Genomic DNA, 19,119 nt, shown 5'->3' with positions numbered 1-19,119 from the left:
CGGGCGTGTCGCGCACTCATGGGACTGCGCTCTCCTCAGGAAGCAGCCGGATAGACAGCAGCATCTGAACGGCGGTGACGATTCGCACCGTAGCCGAAATCACGCAGGCGCTGGCCCAACTCTGCGCGCTTCACGGCCCCGAGTTTGGCGCGTGCGGTAGAGAGGTGTGACTCGACAGTACGGCTTGTGCAGCTCATCAGAGAAGCTATTTCGCCGTTACTCAAACCAGCCGCGGCATGCTGTGCCGTTTCGAGCTCGCGTGAGGTGAGGGTTGGTTGCAGGGGCTCTGCAATGTCGGCGACGGTGAACCACGGGAGACGCACCTGCGCGGCCGCCTCAATTTCTTTGAGTTTGAGGTGGCAGGCGGCAACGTTGCCGGTGGCACGCCTGCGTACATAGATGGCGTTTGCCTCCTGTGCCGCGTGTGTGGCTGGTCCCCAGTGGCCGAGTTGCTGCGACCTGTCGGCAGCAGCCAGCAGCGCCGACGGGTTCTGTGATTCGAACGCCTCGCTCTGGGCGTCGATGAGCGTAAACAGGGGCAGGGGCGAGGGCGGTGGGGTGGAGGCCCATGATCCGGCTCTAAGAGGGGCGCCGGGAGCATGTGCAGCGAGCGTGCACGCGTGTGCCTTGGTGCTGTGCGCGCCCTCAAACTGCGCTGGAAAATAGTACGCGAGCAGGTGCGCGACTGCGTTCGAGGGGCGGGGCTGCACGCCGTCGAGCGACCGCAGTTGGCAGCCAATTTCTGTGATCACGTTGCGCAGGCGTAGCGGGATGAACCGCGGGGCGCGTGCCTCGAGTCGCGTCCATTCTCGGCTCGCACGTGCGGCGTCGCCGGCGGTCAATGCGCTGGCGGCTTGCAGCAGGTGCCGCAGCCACACGGTATGAAACTGTGCGCCGGTGAGATGCGCGGGAATCTGCGACAGCACGCCAGAGGCGTCGACGTTCGCCCCGGTGATCAGGGTCAATACCCCTTCGGTGAGCGCGGCTGAAGCGAGCACATCTTGCAGCGCGTGCGGGCTCGTGATGGCGAGTGCCGCGATGCGGTCGATGCGGTCGATGCGGTCGATGCGGCGATCGGCCTTTTGGGTGGGAAGGATCGGCGGCGGGGAACACCCGAGGAGCGCGTACTCGAGGGCCACGAGCTGTTCGGCGTGCAGCGCTACCTCAGCGACCGGGTGATGGCGTGCGAGGTCGCAGATCGCGGCCGTGTCGTCACCGAGCTCGGAGTTGTCGTTCCAGCGTCGAAACAGCAGCGCTGAGGTGCCGTTGGTGTCGAAATCGGGGGTGCTGGTGTTGGCAATGGTATTGGCGCCGAGGAGCTTTGTCGGCTCAGGGGGCAGCCGCACTTCAGCGCGCAGCAGCTGGTTTAAGAACTCGGCCCCGTAGCGGGCGCCGCCAGCGGGAGCAAAATCTAGGGGGAGTTGCTGCAGCGAGCGCACGCTCTCAAGTGGACCGCTGAGCACGGCCGCGGCGCGCGTACGCTCGAGAGGCGTGAGAGGTTCTGCGTCGGTGATGCGCAGCAGCAGATCGCGTGCCTCGAGGCGCGCAAACGACAAGAACGTGGCGAGCGAGCTGCGCAGCACCCGGTTATGCGCACGGTCGGCCCGCGCATCGAGCGAGTGCCCGCCTGCCGCTCCACTGCTGGTGAAAGCCCACGCGCAAAAGAACGATTCTCGGTCTGACAGCGAGATGCCAAACTCGGTCTGCATGAGCAGCTGGGCAGCGGCGTCACGCATCGCATCGGCCACGAGCGCAGCTTCGGCGTGCCGGCGCAACTCCGCGGCATAGAACTCGGGCACTGTGTACACGCCCGCGGTACTTGCTGACTCAAGCAGGATCCGGGCATCAAGCAGCTGTGCGACCGCATCTGCCGAGGTTAGGTCTACTGCTCCAGTGGGCGTTCTCGGGTCGATGCTCGCAAGCACAATTGCCGCGGCGATGGCGTCCTTCGTGAGGCCGTGTTCAGCTGCGTGTGTGACGGCGGTGAGCGTGGGGAGGTGCGCGTCGCCAATGTCGAGTGTGGTGACCTTTGCTACCGGTGCAGCAGCCAGCTTGCCAGCTTCAGCGAGCACCAGTAGATCGAGAATCCAGCCGGGCCGGCCCCAGCCGAGATCTGCGATCACCGACGTGATGGCTGAGTCGAACGGGGTAGGGCGCTGGAGCTCAATGAGATGCGTGCTCTCTGACGCAGACATAGGGGGCAGAGTGGCATTGCGCGCTTCTGCAAGGACTGCGCTGAGATGTGGATGGTTTGAATGCAGCTTGTGTAGGGCCGCGTGATAGGTGGGCGCCGCGAGGTCGTTGCGGATCGCGGCGACGCAGCTTTCACCCGCAGCCACACGCTCGAGCACGCTGACGAGCACGGCGTAGTCGGCCGACTCGAACTCGTCGATGAGTACGGTGCAGTCATGAGGTACGGCCGTCAGCTGTTCGATCGCATCGGGCGCACTGAGATTGATGCGTGTGTGCGCTGACTTGCGTTCAGTGAACCGCTCGGCGAGGCCGGTGAGCATGTGGCTCTTGCCGATTCCACTGGGGCCGGTTAAGAGCACCAGCCCCGGCAGCGTGGTCGCCGATTCGAGCATGTTGAGTAGGTTTGTGCGCCAAGCATTTGGGCACTTCCGAAACACCATCGTCCTGCCTCCCCCGAAGCGTGCAATGCAACGTGTGATGCGTACCACTCTAACCAACAAGTGAGTAGTTATGTTGGAGAAATATGGATGGTGTTGCAGGAAATTGTGCAGTTATGGGTACTTAACTCAGGGTTTCAAAAAACAATCTCAGGGATATCGGCTGCTAGGCGTGCACCTGCGGACGGCATTTTCAGTACTACGTAAGTACCTAGGCTGTCGAGCGGTAAGCCCCTAGTCTCGGCCGTAACCGTCAAAGTTTGCTCTGACGTGAATGTAGTGAAAGCCACATTATTTTGGGGGGACACACCTTGAGACTGAATACCCAGGACCAGACACAGGGGAAGCGGCGCCGTAGACGCGCTCTCGCCTTTGTGACGACGGCCGCGGTTGCCGCAATGGGAGCGGTGACCGTAAGCAACGTTGCTAGCGCTGACGAGCAGACGCCGCCCACAGGAGCGGTATCAGCCGCTCACGGGCACGGGCTCTTCCTAGACGTTCTCGGACTAGATCTTGCTGGCACCGCCAGCGCACACAGCGCGTTCGACAGCAGCGACGCTACATGGACCGATAGCGATTCAGCGCAGCTTGAAGTTGCTTTGCTCGGTATGCCGATCAACCTCGGCACCGTCACGCTACCGCTACTAAAGGATCCCGCGAACCCGGCAGGGGGAGGCTTGCTTGATCTTGGCGACCTGAACGCCCTGATCGGAACGGCGGATTCTCCTTCTGAAACTACAAGTATCGCGACTTCGGGTATCGCCGGAGCCGGTGGTAGTGCCGTCATCTTGAACCCGGGGCAGGTTGACCCGACGTTCAGGCCGGCACAGTTGGATGCGAGCGCGCTCATCGCGCAGGTGCTGGGTCAGGGGACTGCCGATGCGGTCCTAGACACCGCTAACGTCACTATTGGTGCGGTTGGCGCAAAGGCAGAGAAGTCAAATAACGTCACAAGTGACGAGTACATGGTCGCGGGTCTGCGGGCCGAAGTGCACAGCCTGCTCGTAGAAGAGCTGGTGCAGACCCTGCAGGGCACGGTCAACGACATCGTTGATCCGGTTGTCGAACTCGCAGGGCCCGGCGGTGGCCTCGAAGCGGCGTTGCAGGGCCTCGTGGACGTGGTTGACGCGCTGCCACTGGTCGAGGCAGAAATCGGTGCGGCGTCTATTGACCTAAGCGGTCTCGCTACCGCAATCGACACTGAGCTTCTTTCTAACCCGCTTGAGAACGTCGACCAGACCGTCTCAATCGATTTGAACGACGGCATGATCACGCTCGATCTCGCAAAGCTGGTCGTCGAGAATCACCCGACAGCTACTTCGTTGAGCGAACTCGACCCGAACACCGAGGTGCTGTCGGGCGACGTAGTGAATGCGATCCTCGATGGTGTCAGCGATGCCCTCATCGGTGCAGGGCCCAACTCGGCAATTAGCAAGGTCGTGTCAGTCGTAACTGACGGACTGTACGCGGCAGAGGTGAACCTCGACCTGAGCGTTGCCCTTGAGGTTAACTATCTGATTGGCACTTTGAAGGTGGCTGAAGGCCCGATCGAGATTTCCGGCACACTCGGTGGGTTCCTGGGCCAGACCGGTCACACTGCTCCGGTCATCGATGTCAACGGAGTCACGCTGCTGCCCAACCTGCCGATACCTGTGAATATTGGCAATCTGTTGCAGCCAGTAGTGAACACGTTGACGCCGCTTGTCGCCGACATTGGCAGCACCGTGCTCGAGCCGGTTGTGAATGGCGTGATCGGAAACCTGCAGCCGGGCCTCATGGCAATCGTGCAGCCGCTCGTGGCGAGACTACTTGATGACGCGCTTGAGCCGGTATTGAGCGAGCTTTTGGCGATCACAATCAATGAGCAGCCGACTGAGTTGGCTACGCCCGAACCCGGAGACCTCGGCAGCGGCAGCTTCACTGTCCGTGCGCTCAGTGTGACCCTGCTTCCGCTCTTGAACGATGCCGTAAAGCTTGATCTCGCATCGGCCACGGTAGAAGCTGCAAACGCGCAGGCGAATCTCACCGCGACGCCGGGCCAGGTGGCCGAGGGCGAGACGGTGACACTGGAAGGAGCAGCGTTCACGCCCGGTGAGACCGTTTCGTTTGCGGTGAATGGAATCACCGACGCAAGCATCACCGCGACGGTCGCCGCTGACGGCACCTTCACCGCCACCTGGGTCGTCCCCGCGGGCTACGACGATGGCGACATTGTCGAGTTCGTTGCAACGACAGGTGCCGATGATCGGGCAGAAGCTTCGGTGACGGTGGTTGAAGCGACTCTGAGCTCGAACAACTCGATTCAGGGTGGATACATCACTATCAATGGTGGTGGATTCGTGCCGGGTGAAGATGTGACGCTCGAGAACCCAGATGGCACCACGAGCACCGTAACGGCGCTTGCCGACGGCACGGTTTCGTTCACGTGGCTCGTACCCGAAGCCTACGCGCCAGGTTCTGTCACCTTTACCGCAACGGGCGGCACCAGCGGCCGCACAGCGACCTCTGAGTCAAACGTTACCCGCGCCACGGCAACGCTCACGAGCACGCCTGTGGTGGAGCCAGGCGAGACAGTGACCATCACGGGCAGCAACTTCGCCCCGGGCGAAGGTGTCACGCTCACTCTGCCAGCTAGCTGTGCCGTGACGAGTGGAACTCCTGTGATCGCAGATACCAACGGAGCTTTCACGGTCACGTGTGCTGTGAACGCATCGGTCGCAGATGGCACGGCGCTGAACTTTAGCGCGGTGGGTAACGACAGCGGACGCTCGGCGACGTCAACCACTGACGTGATGGAAGAGCCGCCCGCTGGCACCAACACCAACGCATCGGCATCGGCAGCGGCGTCTGCGCAGGCAGACGGCAACAATAACGCTGCAGTAGAAGGCGCAGCAGTGGCAGCCGCTCGCGCAGACGCATCGGCAGTGGCTTCGGCCGCGGCAGACGCGACGGCAAACGCGGCAGCTGAGTCGGCGGCACATACGACGGCCTCGACCAACGCGTCAACGAACGCCACGACGACGAGCAACGCAGCAGCACAGGCCGCCGCGACAAACTCGACGAACGCAAGCGCCAACGCATCTGCGGCTGGCTCGATCGTTGGTTCGGTTGACTCTCGCGCAGCCTCACAGGCCGCTGCAGAGGCAGCGTCAGACAGCGATGCCTCTGGCATCGCGTCAAGCCAGGCCTCGACCAACGTCAACGCAAACGCCAACGCTTCAGCGTCGGCAGCAGCTTCGGCCAACGCGAGTGCTTCACAGCAGGCGCAGGCCCAGGCAGCCGCCCAGGCCGCGGCTTACTCGCAGGCAACCTCGCAGGCGAGCGCATCTTCGAATGCTGATGCAACCGCAGCGGCAGAAGCAGCGGCGTACACCAGCGTGGATGCCAACGCTTCGATGACTGCTTCGGCCGACACGACGACGAACGCGAACTCGGCAGCACAGGCAGCTGCGCGGTCGACCGCAGACACGAACGCAACGGCTACCGCCGCTGCGAGCGCCAGCGCCGACCAGAACGCTGACTCAGACGCGGCATCGAATAACGACGCCGACCACGATTCAGCCGCCGCCGCACAGGCCGCAGCGCGTAACGCCGCCGACGCCAACGCCGCAGCAGACCCCTCCGGCGAAGCATCGGCGCAGGCTGCGGCAAGCGTAAACGCCAACGCTAACGCTTCGGCTTCTGCATCGGCTTCGGCCGACGCGGACGATCGCAGCAACGCATCGGCTCAGACCGCAGCGCAGGCGGCGGCCATGGCCGACAACAGCAGCGCGGCAAATGCTGCGGCCGACCCCAACGCGAAGGCGGCTGCCCAGGCGGCCGCACGCCCGAACGTGCAGGCGACCGCTACCGCCGACGCAGCGCAGAACGCCGAGTCGTCAGCGCTCGCGGCAGCAACCACGACGGCCAATGCCTCGGCTGCGCAAGACGCAGACGCGAGCGCAGCCGCCAGCGTGAACGCTGAGGCATCGGCTCAGGCGGCGGCGCAGGCTGACTCCTCGTCGAATGCCTCGTCGAACGCCGCAGCAGATGTGAACGCCGCAGCATCGGCCTCAGCTTCGGCACAGGCCGACAGCAAGGCGAACGCTGCCGCTCAGGCTGCGGCCGAAACCTCGGCCATGGCTGATGCTTCGACGCAGGCCACGTCACAGGCATCGGCAGCCGCTACGGCGAACGCCGAGGCAGCGGCGCAGGCGGCATCGCAGGTCGCGGCCCGGGCAGACGTGGTGGCAGACGCTTCGCAGAACGCGTCGCAAGACACGTCTACCACCGCGAACGCAGCGGCGAACACGGCGGCGCAGGCCAGCGCCAACCATGATGCCACCGCGAACACTGCTACCGCAGCGCAGGCACAGGCGCAGGCTTCGGCCAACGCCAGCTCTGCGGCCAACGCGGCCGCAGAGACCGCAGCGAACGCTGACTCGTCGGCGACCGCGGCTGCCTCGGCCTCTGCTTCGGCTACGGGCACGGCACAGGCTGATCCGAAGGGCTCGGCTGACGCTGATCCGAAGGGCTCGGCTGACGCTGATCCGAACGGCTCGGCTGACGCTGATCCGAAGGGTTCGGCTAGCGCTGATCCGAAGGGCTCGGCTGACGCTGATCCGAAGGGCTCGGCTAGCGCTGATCCGAAGGGTTCGGCTAGCGCTGATCCGAAGGGCTCTGCAGCAGCCTCGACCAAGGGCGGCGCCAGCCAGGCGGCGTCTGAGGGTGCGGCCGACACCAGCGGTGCTAAGCGCCTGGCCGAGACCGGCACCATGCACAACGCGCTGTGGGGGATGGGCGCGCTGCTGCTGCTCGCAGGAGCGGGTGTCACGACGGTTCTAGCTTCGCGTCGCTTGAAGGAGAAGCGACTGAGCTAACACACCGTTAAGGCAACAGGGGCCGGTGTCGCGAGAGTGACACCGGCCTCTGTCGTACCTAGCCGTTAGGCTGCTGGGCATGGCGAAAACGACGAACGCGTACGCGTGCACCGAGTGTGGCTGGCAGGCCGCAAAATGGGTGGGGCGCTGCGGTGAGTGTCACGAGTGGGGCACCGTGCAAGAACGTGGTAGGCGTGGGGCGACCCTCGCGCGCACCGTGGCAGCTGCGACCCCGCTCGAAGAGCGCCGTGCAAAGCCCATTACAGAGCTCACTGGACACGTCGCACGCCACAGGTCGACGGGCGTCGGCGAACTCGACCGTGTGCTCGGCGGCGGCCTCGTGCCAGGGGCTGTTGTACTGCTGTCTGGTGAGCCCGGCGTCGGCAAATCGACGCTGCTGCTTGCTGCTGCCGCGCACGTCGCGGGGCAGGGCGCCACCGTGCTGTACGCGAGCGGTGAGGAGTCGACGGGGCAGATTAGGCTGCGTGCAGAGCGCACGGGTGCGCTGCACGACTCCCTGTTTCTCGCCAGCGAGACCGACCTGGCGACCGTCCTCGGCCACATCGACCAGGTTTCGCCGCACTTTGTAGTCGTCGACTCGGTGCAAACGCTCGCGAGTGACCAAATCGAGGGCACTCCCGGCGGCACGTCGCAGGTGCGGGAGGTCGCGGCGGCGCTGATTCGAGTCGCGAAAGAACGCGACATCCCTGTGATTCTCGTGGGTCACGTCACCAAAGACGGCTCGATTGCCGGGCCCCGTCTGCTCGAGCACCTCGTCGACGTCGTATGCCACTTCGAGGGTGACAGGCACACGGCGCTGCGCTTTCTCAGAAGTATGAAGAATCGCTACGGACCCACCGACGAGGTCGGCTGCTTCGAGATGACCGGCGGTGGCATCGCCGAAGTGCCAGACCCGAGCGGTCTGTTCCTGAGTCAGAGCACCGAAGTGCTTAGCGGCACCTGCCCCACGATCATGATCGATGGCCGTCGCGCGATGCCGGTCGAAGTGCAGGCGCTCGTCGCTAAAAGCGCGACGCCCAACCCGCGACGCGTGACGAGCGGCGTCGATCCGTCACGCGTCGCCATGGTGTTGGCAGTGCTCGAGCGGCACCTCGGCGTGACGCTCCACGACCAAGACGTCTACGTGTCGACCGTGGGCGGTGTAAAACTCACGGAACCCGCCGCAGACCTTGCGATCGCGTTTGCGGTGCTGTCGTCACGGGGCGACAAACCGATTGGGCCCAGTGTTGCGGCGTTTGGGGAACTGAGTCTCGCGGGCGAGGTGCGCCCCGTCATGGGTGAGGCGCAGCGCACGCGCGAAGCGCAGCGTCTCGGCTACTCGCAGGTCGTGTCGGGCGGTGCCCAAACGGTCAAAAACGCCTGCCTCACTGCGCGACTGCCCGCGGGCAAAGCCAGCGACACGGAGTGAGCTGGGCGCGGCACGCGGCATGATCCGGATCAAGAAGCCGAGCCCAAAGAGGCCGTAGATTGTTCGACGTCGAGAGACCTGGTCGCGGGATCAGAAATGACGAGTAGACTCAAAGATCGTGAGTAAGAACACGGTAGACGTCGTCCTTGTTGGCGGTGGCATCATGAGTGCCACCCTCGGTACCCTCATTCAGCAGGTGCAGCCTGACTGGACGATCGAAGTCTTTGAGTCTCGTGCCGCAGTGGCGACCGAGAGTTCCAATGGATGGAACAACGCCGGTACCGGCCACGCAGCGCTGTGTGAGCTGAACTACATGCCCGAGGGCAAAGACGGCACGATGACGCCCGACAAGGCGATCAAGATCAATGAGCAGTTTCAGCTCTCGCGCCAGTGGTGGTCGAGCCTGGTTGAAAATGGCACGCTGGCAGAGCCCTCTTCGTTCATCAACTCGACGCCGCACATGACGTTTGTGCGCGGGGCCGAGAACGTTGAGTACCTGCGCCGCCGCTTCGAGATTCTGAAGCAGGAGCCGCTGTTCTCAGACATGGAGTTCAGCGCCGACCCCGAGGTCATTGCAGAGTGGGCGCCGTTGCTCATCGACCGCCGCGCGAAAGACGACGTCTTCGCTGCGACTCGTTCGACGAGCGGCACCGACGTCGACTTTGGCGCGGTGACGACCCAGCTCATCGACCACATGGCCGAGCAGGGCGCCAACGTGCACCTCGGCACCGAGGTGCGTAAGCTGCGCCGCCGCGCAGACGGTACCTGGGACGTCTACACTCGCAACCGTGCAGGCTACGGCACGACCGTCGTGAACGCGAAGTTCGTCTTCGTGGGTGGCGGCGGCGGCGCACTGCCGCTGCTGCAGAGCACAGGCATCCCCGAGATCAAGGGCTTCGGCGGGTTTCCGATCAGCGGCAAGTTTCTTATGTGTGACGACCCCGAGATCGTCGCGCAGCACGACGCGAAGGTGTACGGCAAGGCAGCGGTGGGTGCGCCCCCGATGTCGGTGCCGCACCTCGACACCCGCGTGATCGACGGCAAGAAGAGCATTCTCTTTGGGCCCTACGCTGGTTTCACCCCCAACTTCCTCAAGAACGGATCGTGGTGGGATCTGCCCGGCTCGATTCGTGCGCACAACCTTGGCCCCATGATCAAGGTCGGCCTCACCGAGTTTTCGCTCGAGAAATATCTGATCACCGAGCTGTTTGCGAGCCGCGAGAAGCAGATGGACACGCTGCGCCAGTACATGCCGGGCGCGCAGACCAGCGACTGGAAGATGATCACCGCGGGCCAGCGCGTGCAGGTCATGAAGAACGACCCCGAAAAGGGTGGCATTCTGCAGTTCGGCACCGAGGTCATCGTCGGTGGCGAGGGCACGATCTCGGGTCTGCTGGGTGCATCGCCTGGAGCTTCGACGGCGGTGCACGCGATGCTCGGTGTGCTCGAGCAGTGCTTCCCCGAGCAGTACGCCAAGACCTGGTCGAAGAAGTTCAAGAAGCAGATTCCGTCGCTCGGTGAGGGCCTCAACGGCGACCTCGCCGCTGCACAGGCGTCGCTCGCGCACACGGCGAGCGTGCTGGGGCTGACCTCGGTCGAGACTCCGGCCGCGAAGTAGCTGCTGGCGCTGGCGCGTGTGCGCTGGCGCGTGTGCGCTGGCGCCGGCGCTGGCGCTGGCGCGTGCGCGCTGGCGCTGCCGCTGCCGCTGCCGCGTGTGCGCTGGCGCTGGCGCTGCCGCCGTCCTGTATGACGAGTCGGCATCGAAATAACGAGTCGGCCCGATAAATGCGTATTTATCGGGCCGACTCGTCGTTTCGATGCCGTCTGGTGCGAGTTCGGGGGCGTGGGCGCGAGTGGGCGTGCGCGGGCAGGCCCCGGCCCGCGCTGTTACGACACCATGCCGCGGCGCAGCAGCCGCCCGGTCGGCGTGACACCGTCAATCTGCGCCCCTCGCAGAAGTGAGAGAAGCCGCGATCTCGCGCGCTATCTGCTCGAGATAGTGCCCGGCGAGAGCGATGCACGACGCAGGATCCGGATCGAGATCGGCGATCGCATAACTCGCGCAGAAGCCAGCCTCGCGGGTAGCTCGCGCGCTCAGAGAACTCTTGCCACACACGAGGGCAGTTCGCACTCCAATGCCTCGCGCGATGTTCAACACCCCAATGGGCGTCTTGCCGCCGAGGCTCTGATCGTCAAACGACCCTTCGCCCGTGATGACGAGATCGGCGCCCTGCACGCTCGCAGCGAGCTTAGCCACCTCTGATACGACTGACGCCCCAGCGCGCTGCGTAGCACCGAGAAACGCGAGTGCACCGAACCCGACGCCACCTGCAGCCCCGGCGCCGACGGCCAAAGCATGATTCGGATCATGGGGGAGCGCGTGCATTGTGACCTCGGCGAGGCGGTCGAGCCCGATCTCGAGCAGCTTAAGTTCGGCTGGGTTTGCGCCCTTTTGTGGTGCGAACACTCGTGCGGCGCCGTGCACGCCGACGAGCGGATTATTAACGTCGCAGGCGAGCGTCACGTGGGAGGAAGCGAGCCGCGGGTCAAGGCCCGCGAGGTCGATGCTGTGTAGCAGCGATAGCGCGCCGCCGCCCAACGGTAGCGGGACGCCGTGAGCGTCGAGAAAGCGCACACCAAGAGCCGTGAGCATGCCCGTCCCGCCATCTGTTGATGCGCTACCGCCCACCGCAAGGACAATGTGGCGGGCGCCAGCATCGAGGGCTGCTTTGATGAGCTCGCCCGTGCCAAAGGTATGGGCTTCGAGGGGACGCCGATCGGCGTCGTGAAGCAACAGCAACCCAGATGCTGCCGAAAGTTCGATGACGGCGTCGTATTGGGCAGAGTCGGATACTGAGGGGTGGGGCGCTGGCGTTCCGGGTGCTGCGCTGGCGTGCGCAGCGAGTGCGAAGCTCGCCTCGACCGGGGCACCGAGCGGGCCGCGCACTTCGCGTGTGACACGAGTGAATCCGGCGGCGACCGCGGCATCGACCGTGCCCTCGCCGCCGTCCGCCATGGGCACCGCGTCAATCTGCGCGTCGGGTAGCGCCGAGGTGAGGCCCCGCGCGAGGTACGCGCACACCTCGGCAGCGTTGAGTGAACCCTTAAATTTGTCGGGGGCAAGAACGATACGCAATGTTGAACCTTCCTTTGCCGTAAGGGCGGTGCACGCTGCCGCCGCTACGCCGCGGCTGCCGCCGCGAGCAGCTGCTCGAGGTAGGCGGCGGTGTCTTCCCACCCCGCAACCGCGTGGCAGGTCACTCCCATCGCTAGAACGGGGTAGTCGTTGCCATCGGGGTCGAGGCGGTCGCCAATGAACAACATGTCGCCCAGGGCAACGCCGGTGAGCGCTTCGAGTTTGCGCATGCCGTACGCTTTGTCGATGCCGCTGCGGGTGATGTCGACCGAGGTTGAACCGCCGCTGCGCACCTCGAGGTCGGGCAGCCGGGCCGCCACGGCCGTGCGCAGCGTGTTCTTCTTCTCGCCGGTCGGGTCCCACAGCGCCTTCGCGGCGACGGGCGCGCGCTGGCCCAGCGCCGAGAATGTGACCTGCGAGCCGCGGTCTTCGAGCACTTCGCCCCAGGTCTCGGCCTCCCACAGCCCCAGCCGCTCGGCCTCCGAACGCAGTGCAGCGAGGGCGCGGTCGCGCTCGTCGGCGGTGAGATCTTCCTTATAGACCGTCACCCACGCGCCGTTTTCGCGGCGCTCATAGCGAGTGCCGCACGTGGGCAGTAGGTGCAGACGTTCGAGCTGCTCCTCGGTGAGCTCGGCGTGAGCGTCGAGCCGAGACACAAGCTGCTGCTCGAACTGCTCGAAATTGCCGCCCGAGATCACGGCAACGCGGGTGCGCTCAAGCAAACCAGCAAGAGCAGACAGAATGCGCTCGGGAGCGGGCGACTTCGACGGGGCGAGCGTGTCGTCGAGGTCAAACGCGACGAGCGCGGGCAGCGCGGAGAGTGCTTGCATGCTAGTGGTCACCTGTTACTCGTCGCCTTCGGTCGGTAGTTCTTCGTCAAGATCGGGCAGCGTGGTTGCGTTCGCGTAAAATCGCACATCGACGCGTTCGAGCCCCTGGCCCTCAAAGATGATGCGGTAGCTGCCCGTCATGGGTACGACAACTTCTTGCAGCGGCAGCACCATAGGAATGTACCCGAACGAGTCACTCGCGTGGCTCAGACTAAACGTGCCGTCGATGCTAAAGATTTCGCCGCCGCCCGCCGCGGGCTCACACCAGGCCTTAAAGCTGCGGTGCTGTTCACCGCGGCGCGCTTCGATCTCGTCGTATTCAACGACGACGACGAGCGTCGCGCCGAGTGCGGCCGGAAATTCTTCACGGTTAATCGTGTTGATGAACCCCGAGAGCACGCTCAGTGTGCCCTCGCGCAGGTTGGCCGCATCGGCCAAGAATGCTGCTGCAACGCGCATCGGCGCCTCCCATTCGTTGTGCCCACAACTCTATCGGGGCGCTAAGCTGGCGGGGTGACTAGGCACTTTCTACGCGACGACGACCTTTCTCCGGCAGAGCAGTTGGAGGTGCTCGAGCTCGCGGCCGCGCTCAAGCGCGACCGATTCTCGCGCCGCCCGCTTGAGGGGCCTAAATCGGCGGCGGTGTTTTTCGACAAGACGTCGACGCGCACCCGCTTCAGTTTCGCCACGGGCATCTCAGATCTGGGTGGCAACCCGATCATCGTGAACCCCGGTGAGGCGCAGCTCGGCGCGAAGGAGTCGATCGCCGACACCGCCAAGGTGCTCTCGCGCATGGTGGAGCTGATTGTCTGGCGCACGTTCGCGCACGCGGGCCTCGAAGAAATGGCGGAGAACGCGACTGTTCCCGTCATCAACTCGCTGTCTGACGATTTTCACCCCTGCCAGATCCTCGCCGACCTGCAAACCATTCGCGAGCAGAAGGGCGATCTGAAGGGCCTCACCGCCACCTATGTTGGCGACGCCGCCAACAACATGGGGCACTCATACCTGCTCGGTTTCGCGACCGCAGGCATGCATATTCGCGTGGCGGGCCCGGCGGGCTACGAACCTCGCGAAGACATCGTTCAAGACGCGCGCCGAGTAGCGGCAAAGTCGGGCGGCAGCGTCGAGCTCTTCACCGACCCGGTCGCCGCAGTTACCGGCGCCGACGCTGTCATTACCGACACGTGGGTATCGATGGGGCAAGAAGATGAGAAAGCCGACCGTATCGCGACCTTCGGCGCGTACCGCGTGACGGGTGAGCTCATGGCTCACGCGAAGCCCGACGCGATCTTCTTGCACTGCCTACCCGCGTACCGCGAGTACGAGGTCGCCCCCGAGGTCATCGATGGCCCGCAGAGCGTGGTGTGGGACGAAGCCGAGAACCGAGTGCACGCGCAGAAAGCGCTGATGACCTGGCTGCTCGACCGCGCCTAACCCACACCAAGATTTACGCGTAACCCATACGTAAGGAACACCACATGACTGACTCAAGTCTCACCAACGAGGCCGGCAACCGCGCGGCCGAGGCCGGCGCCCTCTGGGGTGGCCGTTTCGCGAGCGGCCCGTCGCCCGCGCTGGCAGCAATTTCGAAGTCGACCCAGTTCGATTGGGTGCTCGCCCCCTACGATATTCGCGGCTCGAAGGCGCACGCCACCGCACTCGCGGCCGCCGGATACCTCACCGAAGAAGACCTGCAGACGATGCACGCGGGCCTCGATGAGCTCGCCGCCCGCGTCGCCGACGGCCGGGCTGTTCCGGCAGAAGACGACGAAGACGTGCACTCGGCGCTTGAGCGCCTGCTCATCGACATCGTGGGGGTGCAGGTGGGCGGCAAGCTGCGCGCGGGCCGCAGCCGCAACGACCAGATCGCGACACTCGTAAGAATGTACCTGCTTGACCACGCAGCGGTGATCCGGAACATGCTGCTCGACCTGCTTGACGCACTGCACGAGCAGGCCACGAACCACATTGATGCGATCCTGCCGGGCCGCACGCACCTGCAGCACGCGCAGCCGGTGCTGCTCGCGCACCAGCTGGGCGCGCACGCATGGCCCATCGTGCGCGATCTCGAGCGCCTCGCCGACTGGTCGAAGCGCGCGAGCGCGTCGCCCTACGGCGGAGGAGCGCTCGCGGGCTCGTCACTGGGTCTCGACCCGCGCATCGTCGCCCGTGAGCTGGGGCTGGGTGACCCGCTCGAGAACTCGATCGATGGCACCGCCGCCCGCGATGTGGTCGCAGAGTTCACGTTCATCTGCGCCCAGATCGGCATCGACCTGTCGCGCCTGAGCGAAGAGATCATCATCTGGAACACCAAGGAGTTCGGCTTCGTCACGCTGCATGACGGCTACTCCACGGGCTCGAGCATCATGCCGCAGAAGAAGAACCCTGACATCGCTGAGCTCGCGCGCGGCAAGTCGGGCCGCCTGATCGGTAACCTCACGGGCCTGCTCGCCACCCTCAAGGGTCTGCCGCTCGCCTACAACCGTGACCTGCAGGAGGACAAGGAGCCCGTCTTCGATTCGATCGCGCAGCTCGAGGTGCTGCTGCCCGCGTTCACCGGCATGGTCGCGACGATGCGTTTTCACACCGAGCGCATGGCCGAGCTCGCACCGCAGGGCTTCTCGCTCGCGACCGATATCGCCGAGTGGCTCGTCAAACAGGGTGTCATCTTTAGGGACGCGCACGAGATCTCGGGCGAGATGGTGCGCTTCTGCGAGGAGCGCGGCATGGAGCTGCACGAGCCCACCGACGCGCAGCTCACCGAGATCTCTGAGCACCTGACACCCGCGGTGCGCGAGGTGCTCACGATCGAGGGGTCCGTGAACTCCCGCGTCGGCGCGGGCGGCACGGCGCGCGTGCGGGTCACCGAGCAGCTCGAGACCCTCGCTGGCAAGATCGCCGCGTTCCGCGCGTAGCTCGCCCCGCGCGCTGCACGCAGCGCAACTGCATTCGCGCAGGATGATTTCTCACGAATCATCCTGCGCGAGCTCGTTTCTGCGGCGTGCGTGTGTCGCAAGAAGCATGATCCGGATCGTGCCGCGCGCCGTCACCCGCGCGAAACGCTAGGATATGAGGCGTGTCTGTAACGAACGAACGCAACGAGATCATGGCCGCCCAGCGCAACGATGACAGCTTCGCCACACTGTGGGACGAGCTGGAATGGCGCGGGCTGGTGCACGTTTCGACCGACCCCGAGGCGCTCAGTGAGCTGCTCGAGGGCCAGCCGTTCGCGTATTATTGCGGCTTCGACCCGACCGCGGCGAGCCTGCACCTGGGCCACCTCGTACAGCTGTTGCTGATGCGCCGGCTGCAGCTGAAGGGCCACATGCCGCTGGGGCTCGTGGGCGGTTCGACCGGCCAGATCGGTGACCCGCGCCCCACGGCAGAGCGCACACTCAACTCGCGCGAGACGATTGCCGAGTGGGTAACCGCACTCGGTGAGCAGGTCTCGAAGTACCTGAGCTTCGAGGGCGAGAACGCCGCACGCCTTGTCAATAACCTCGACTGGACCGCACCGCTGTCGGCGATCGATTTCTTGCGCGAGATCGGCAAGCATTTCCGTGTCGGCACGATGATCAAAAAGGACATCGTCGCCAAGCGTCTCAACTCTGACGAGGGCATCAGCTACACCGAGTTTAGCTACCAGATTCTCCAGGGGCTCGACTACCTCGAGCTGTACCGCCAGTACGACTGCAAGCTGCAGTCGGGCGGCAGCGACCAGTGGGGCAACCTGACGAGCGGCACCGAGTTGATTCGCAAGGTCGAGGGCGCGCACGCGCACGCGATCGGTACGCCGCTCATCACTAACTCTGATGGCACCAAGTTCGGTAAGAGCGAGGGCAACGCGATTTGGCTGAACCCCGAGATGTGCTCGCCGTACGCGTTCTACCAGTTCTGGCTCAACCAGGCCGACGCAGACGTGGTCGAGCGTCTGAAGGTATTTACGTTCCTGTCGCGCGCCGAGATTGAAGAGTATGCGCAGCAGGTGGCCGACGAGCCGTTCAAGCGTGCCGCTCAGAAGCGGCTCGCGCTCGAAGTGACGACCCTGGTACACGGCCAGGCGGCCACGCAGGGTGCGATCGATGCTTCGGCCGCACTGTTTGGGCGCGGTGACCTCGAAACGCTCGACGCACTCACGCTCGCGGGCGCGACAGACGCGCTGCCCCAGGCTGCCGCCTCGGCGGGCGACGAGATTGCGCAGCTGCTCGTCGACACTAAATTGGTCGGTAGCGTGAGCGAGGCGAGACGCGCGATCAAGCAGGGCGGCGTGTACGTGAACAACGTGGCCGTCACGGCAGAAGATCAGGCGCTCACCTCAGCCGACCTGCTGCATGGCAAGTTCGCGGTGCTGCGCCGCGGCAAGAAGACGCTGGCCGCCGCGATCGCGGGCTAGTTCGAACCACTCCAGGCGGCCGGTGCGAGGATCCAAATGACCTCGGCGCCGGCCGCTTGCGTTTCCCAGGTGTGCGGTGTGCGACCGGGGAACGTGAGGGTGTCGCCCGCGGTGAGGGCCGTGCGGCCACCCGCAAACACGAGTTCCACTTCGCCCGAGATCACGTGAATGCTTTCGACCTCGCAGTTGACGGTGTAGAGCTTTGCTCCACCACTTGCGCGCGGGGCAAGCGACGAGCGCAGCACCTGCACCCGCTGTTCAGATCGCGGGGTCACGAGCCGCTCGTCGGCGCCCGAGCCACCCATGTTGATGGCTGGCGCATGTTCGAGCGCGATCAGTTGCACGTCGGGTTCTTCAAACAGTGACCCGACGGGCAGTGACAACGCTTGGCACAGTTGCACGAGCGTGGGAACGCTCGGCATTGTGTCGTCGCGCTCGATGCGGCTCACGAACCCTTTGGTGAGCCCGGCGGCCTGCGCAAGCTGCTCAATCGTGAGTCCCTGGGCGAGGCGAGATGCTCGTAGCTTGGCGCCAATGCGCACCGGATCGGTACCCGCGGTGGGGTGAATGGGGCGCATCTGAAACTCCTCGCTACTGGGCTCGCGCGGTCGCGTTGACCCGGGCCAGGATCCAGCCTATAGTGTGATTAAAGTTCACTAGTAGAACTCATGAGTTTACTCACAGAAAACTTGAAAGGATGGGATGCAGTGACTGAACACACTCCCCAGGGCCCCGTCGACGCGAGCCTGACCCCTCGTTACGCAGGAATTGCGACGTTCGCAAAGCTGCCCCGCATTGAAGATGTGCCGAGCGCTGACATTGCCGTCGTTGGTGTGCCGTTCGATACCGGTGTGAGTTTTCGCCCGGGTGCCCGCTTTGGCCCGAACCACGTGCGTGAGGCGTCACGACTGTTGCGCCCCTACAACCCCGCGCAAGACGTCTCGCCATTTGCCTTGAAGCAGGTCGTCGATGCCGGTGATATTGTGGCGAACCCGTTCAGCCTCGACGAGGCCGTCGCTCAGATTGATGCCGCTGCAACCGAGCTGGGCGAGAAGGTCGACAAGATCGTGACGATCGGTGGCGACCACACGATCGCACTGCCGCTCTTGCGTGCCATCAACAAGAAGCACGGCCCCGTAGCGGTGCTGCACTTCGACGCGCACCTCGATACTTGGGACACCTACTTCGGTGCGCCGATGACGCACGGCACCCCGTTTAGGCGCGCGTCAGAGGAGGGGCTCATCGACATGACCGCCTCGATGCACGGCGGTACCCGCGGCCCGCTCTATGGCAAAGAAGACCTTGTGCAAGACGCGGAGCTTGGGTTTCAGATCGTCACGACAGAGTTCATTGAAGAGAACGGTGTGCCCGCCGCGCTCGAGAAGATTCGCGCTCGGGTGGGCGACAAGCCGCTCTACATCTCCATCGACATCGATGTGCTCGACCCCGCGCACGCGCCGGGCACGGGTACGCCCGAGGCAGGTGGCCTCACCAGTCGTGAAATGCTGCGCATCATTCGCGGGCTCGCTGACCTCAACATCGTCGGCGCCGACGTCGTCGAGGTGGCGCCGGCTTATGACCACGCGCAGATCACCGCGGTAGCGGCCAGCCACGTGGTCTACGAGCTGGTCACCGCCATGGCGGCGCGCGACTAGGTTCGATCGAAGTGCGGGGTGGCCGCTTCTGGCGGCCGCCCCGTGCGCTGTTTCGCGGAAGCGATGCATTCGGGGCCCGAGCGACACGCCCGGCGCTGGGGCTCGGGTTGCCCTCGGGGGCAGATCTGCGTAATGTTATCTCTTGTCGCCGCAACGAAGCCGGGCCGCAGAGCGGGCCGGCTGA

General features: G+C 64.6%; 12 protein-coding genes. 7 read left to right on the top strand and 5 right to left on the bottom strand.

Going from position 1 to position 19,119, the window contains the following annotated elements; all coding sequences use genetic code 11:
• Positions 1-35: 35 nt before the first annotated feature.
• Positions 36-2,585: a LuxR C-terminal-related transcriptional regulator gene (locus ACXR2T_RS08685; protein WP_458838886.1), complete on the bottom strand. Its 2,550-nt coding sequence runs from the start codon at positions 2,583-2,585 to the stop codon at positions 36-38.
• Positions 2,586-3,037: 452 nt separating this feature from the next.
• On the opposite strand from ACXR2T_RS08685, the gene ACXR2T_RS08680 reads away from it, so the two are divergent.
• The 3 genes from ACXR2T_RS08680 to mqo all read left to right on the top strand — a co-directional run bounded on the left by ACXR2T_RS08680 (position 3,038) and on the right by mqo (position 10,536).
• Positions 3,038-7,489: a choice-of-anchor G family protein gene (locus ACXR2T_RS08680; RefSeq protein ID WP_458838885.1), complete on the top strand. Its 4,452-nt coding sequence runs from the start codon at positions 3,038-3,040 to the stop codon at positions 7,487-7,489.
• 79 nt (positions 7,490-7,568) lie between these two features.
• A complete protein-coding gene (gene radA / locus ACXR2T_RS08675; protein WP_458838884.1) occupies positions 7,569-8,918 on the top strand; it encodes a DNA repair protein RadA in 1,350 nt (449 codons plus the stop codon).
• Between the two features lie 118 nt (positions 8,919-9,036).
• Positions 9,037-10,536: a malate dehydrogenase (quinone) gene (gene mqo, locus ACXR2T_RS08670; RefSeq protein WP_458838883.1), complete on the top strand. Its 1,500-nt coding sequence runs from the start codon at positions 9,037-9,039 to the stop codon at positions 10,534-10,536.
• Between the two features lie 318 nt (positions 10,537-10,854).
• Here mqo and ACXR2T_RS08665 read toward each other — a convergent pair whose 3' ends face one another.
• The 3 genes from ACXR2T_RS08665 to ACXR2T_RS08655 are packed head-to-tail and all read right to left on the bottom strand — an operon-like array spanning position 10,855 to position 13,343.
• Positions 10,855-12,054, bottom strand: coding sequence for a glycerate kinase (locus ACXR2T_RS08665; protein ID WP_458838882.1), 1,200 nt, complete (start codon positions 12,052-12,054; stop codon positions 10,855-10,857).
• A gap of 44 nt (positions 12,055-12,098) precedes the next feature.
• On the bottom strand, positions 12,099-12,884 hold the full coding sequence (locus ACXR2T_RS08660) for an HAD-IIB family hydrolase (RefSeq protein ID WP_458838881.1): 786 nt from the start codon (positions 12,882-12,884) through the stop codon (positions 12,099-12,101).
• A 15-nt stretch (positions 12,885-12,899) separates the two neighbouring features.
• Positions 12,900-13,343, bottom strand: a complete 444-nt coding sequence (locus tag ACXR2T_RS08655; RefSeq protein ID WP_458814676.1) for a DUF6941 family protein — start codon at positions 13,341-13,343, stop codon at positions 12,900-12,902.
• A gap of 54 nt (positions 13,344-13,397) precedes the next feature.
• Here ACXR2T_RS08655 and argF point away from each other — a divergent pair, with 54 nt between their 5' ends.
• From argF to tyrS, 3 genes are all read left to right on the top strand, one after another.
• The gene (argF, locus tag ACXR2T_RS08650; protein WP_458838880.1) at positions 13,398-14,321 is read left to right on the top strand and encodes an ornithine carbamoyltransferase; all 924 of its coding nucleotides are present in this window, start codon (positions 13,398-13,400) and stop codon (positions 14,319-14,321) included.
• A gap of 44 nt (positions 14,322-14,365) precedes the next feature.
• A complete protein-coding gene (argH, locus tag ACXR2T_RS08645) occupies positions 14,366-15,802 on the top strand; it encodes an argininosuccinate lyase (protein WP_458838879.1) in 1,437 nt (478 codons plus the stop codon).
• A gap of 191 nt (positions 15,803-15,993) precedes the next feature.
• Positions 15,994-17,280 (top strand): tyrosine--tRNA ligase, encoded by a 1,287-nt coding sequence (tyrS, locus tag ACXR2T_RS08640; protein ID WP_458838941.1) that lies wholly within the window; start codon positions 15,994-15,996, stop codon positions 17,278-17,280.
• Here tyrS and ACXR2T_RS08635 read toward each other — a convergent pair.
• A complete protein-coding gene (locus ACXR2T_RS08635; RefSeq protein WP_458814670.1) occupies positions 17,277-17,858 on the bottom strand; it encodes a helix-turn-helix domain-containing protein in 582 nt (193 codons plus the stop codon). The genes tyrS and ACXR2T_RS08635 overlap by 4 nt on opposite strands.
• A gap of 129 nt (positions 17,859-17,987) precedes the next feature.
• Between ACXR2T_RS08635 and speB the strand changes: the two genes are divergently transcribed.
• Positions 17,988-18,935: an agmatinase gene (gene speB / locus ACXR2T_RS08630; protein WP_458814668.1), complete on the top strand. Its 948-nt coding sequence runs from the start codon at positions 17,988-17,990 to the stop codon at positions 18,933-18,935.
• The last annotated feature ends 184 nt before the right edge of the window (positions 18,936-19,119 follow it).

The organism is Leucobacter faecis, from assembly GCF_054456635.2.
This window is presented reverse-complemented; position numbering and strand designations above follow the sequence as displayed.

Bases quoted from the DNA above. Each gene is read 5' to 3' on its own strand.
- argH (WP_458838879.1), top strand. From the start codon at position 14,366: ATGACTGACTCAAGTCTCACCAACGAGGCCGGCAACCGCGCGGCCGAG.
- ACXR2T_RS08685 (WP_458838886.1), bottom strand. From the start codon at position 2,585: ATGCTCGAATCGGCGACCACGCTGCCGGGGCTGGTGCTCTTAACCGGC.
- ACXR2T_RS08655 (WP_458814676.1), bottom strand. From the start codon at position 13,343: ATGCGCGTTGCAGCAGCATTCTTGGCCGATGCGGCCAACCTGCGCGAG.
- ACXR2T_RS08635 (WP_458814670.1), bottom strand. From the start codon at position 17,858: ATGCGCCCCATTCACCCCACCGCGGGTACCGATCCGGTGCGCATTGGC.
- tyrS (WP_458838941.1), top strand. From the start codon at position 15,994: ATGGCCGCCCAGCGCAACGATGACAGCTTCGCCACACTGTGGGACGAG.
- ACXR2T_RS08660 (WP_458838881.1), bottom strand. From the start codon at position 12,884: ATGCAAGCACTCTCCGCGCTGCCCGCGCTCGTCGCGTTTGACCTCGAC.
- radA (WP_458838884.1), top strand. From the start codon at position 7,569: ATGGCGAAAACGACGAACGCGTACGCGTGCACCGAGTGTGGCTGGCAG.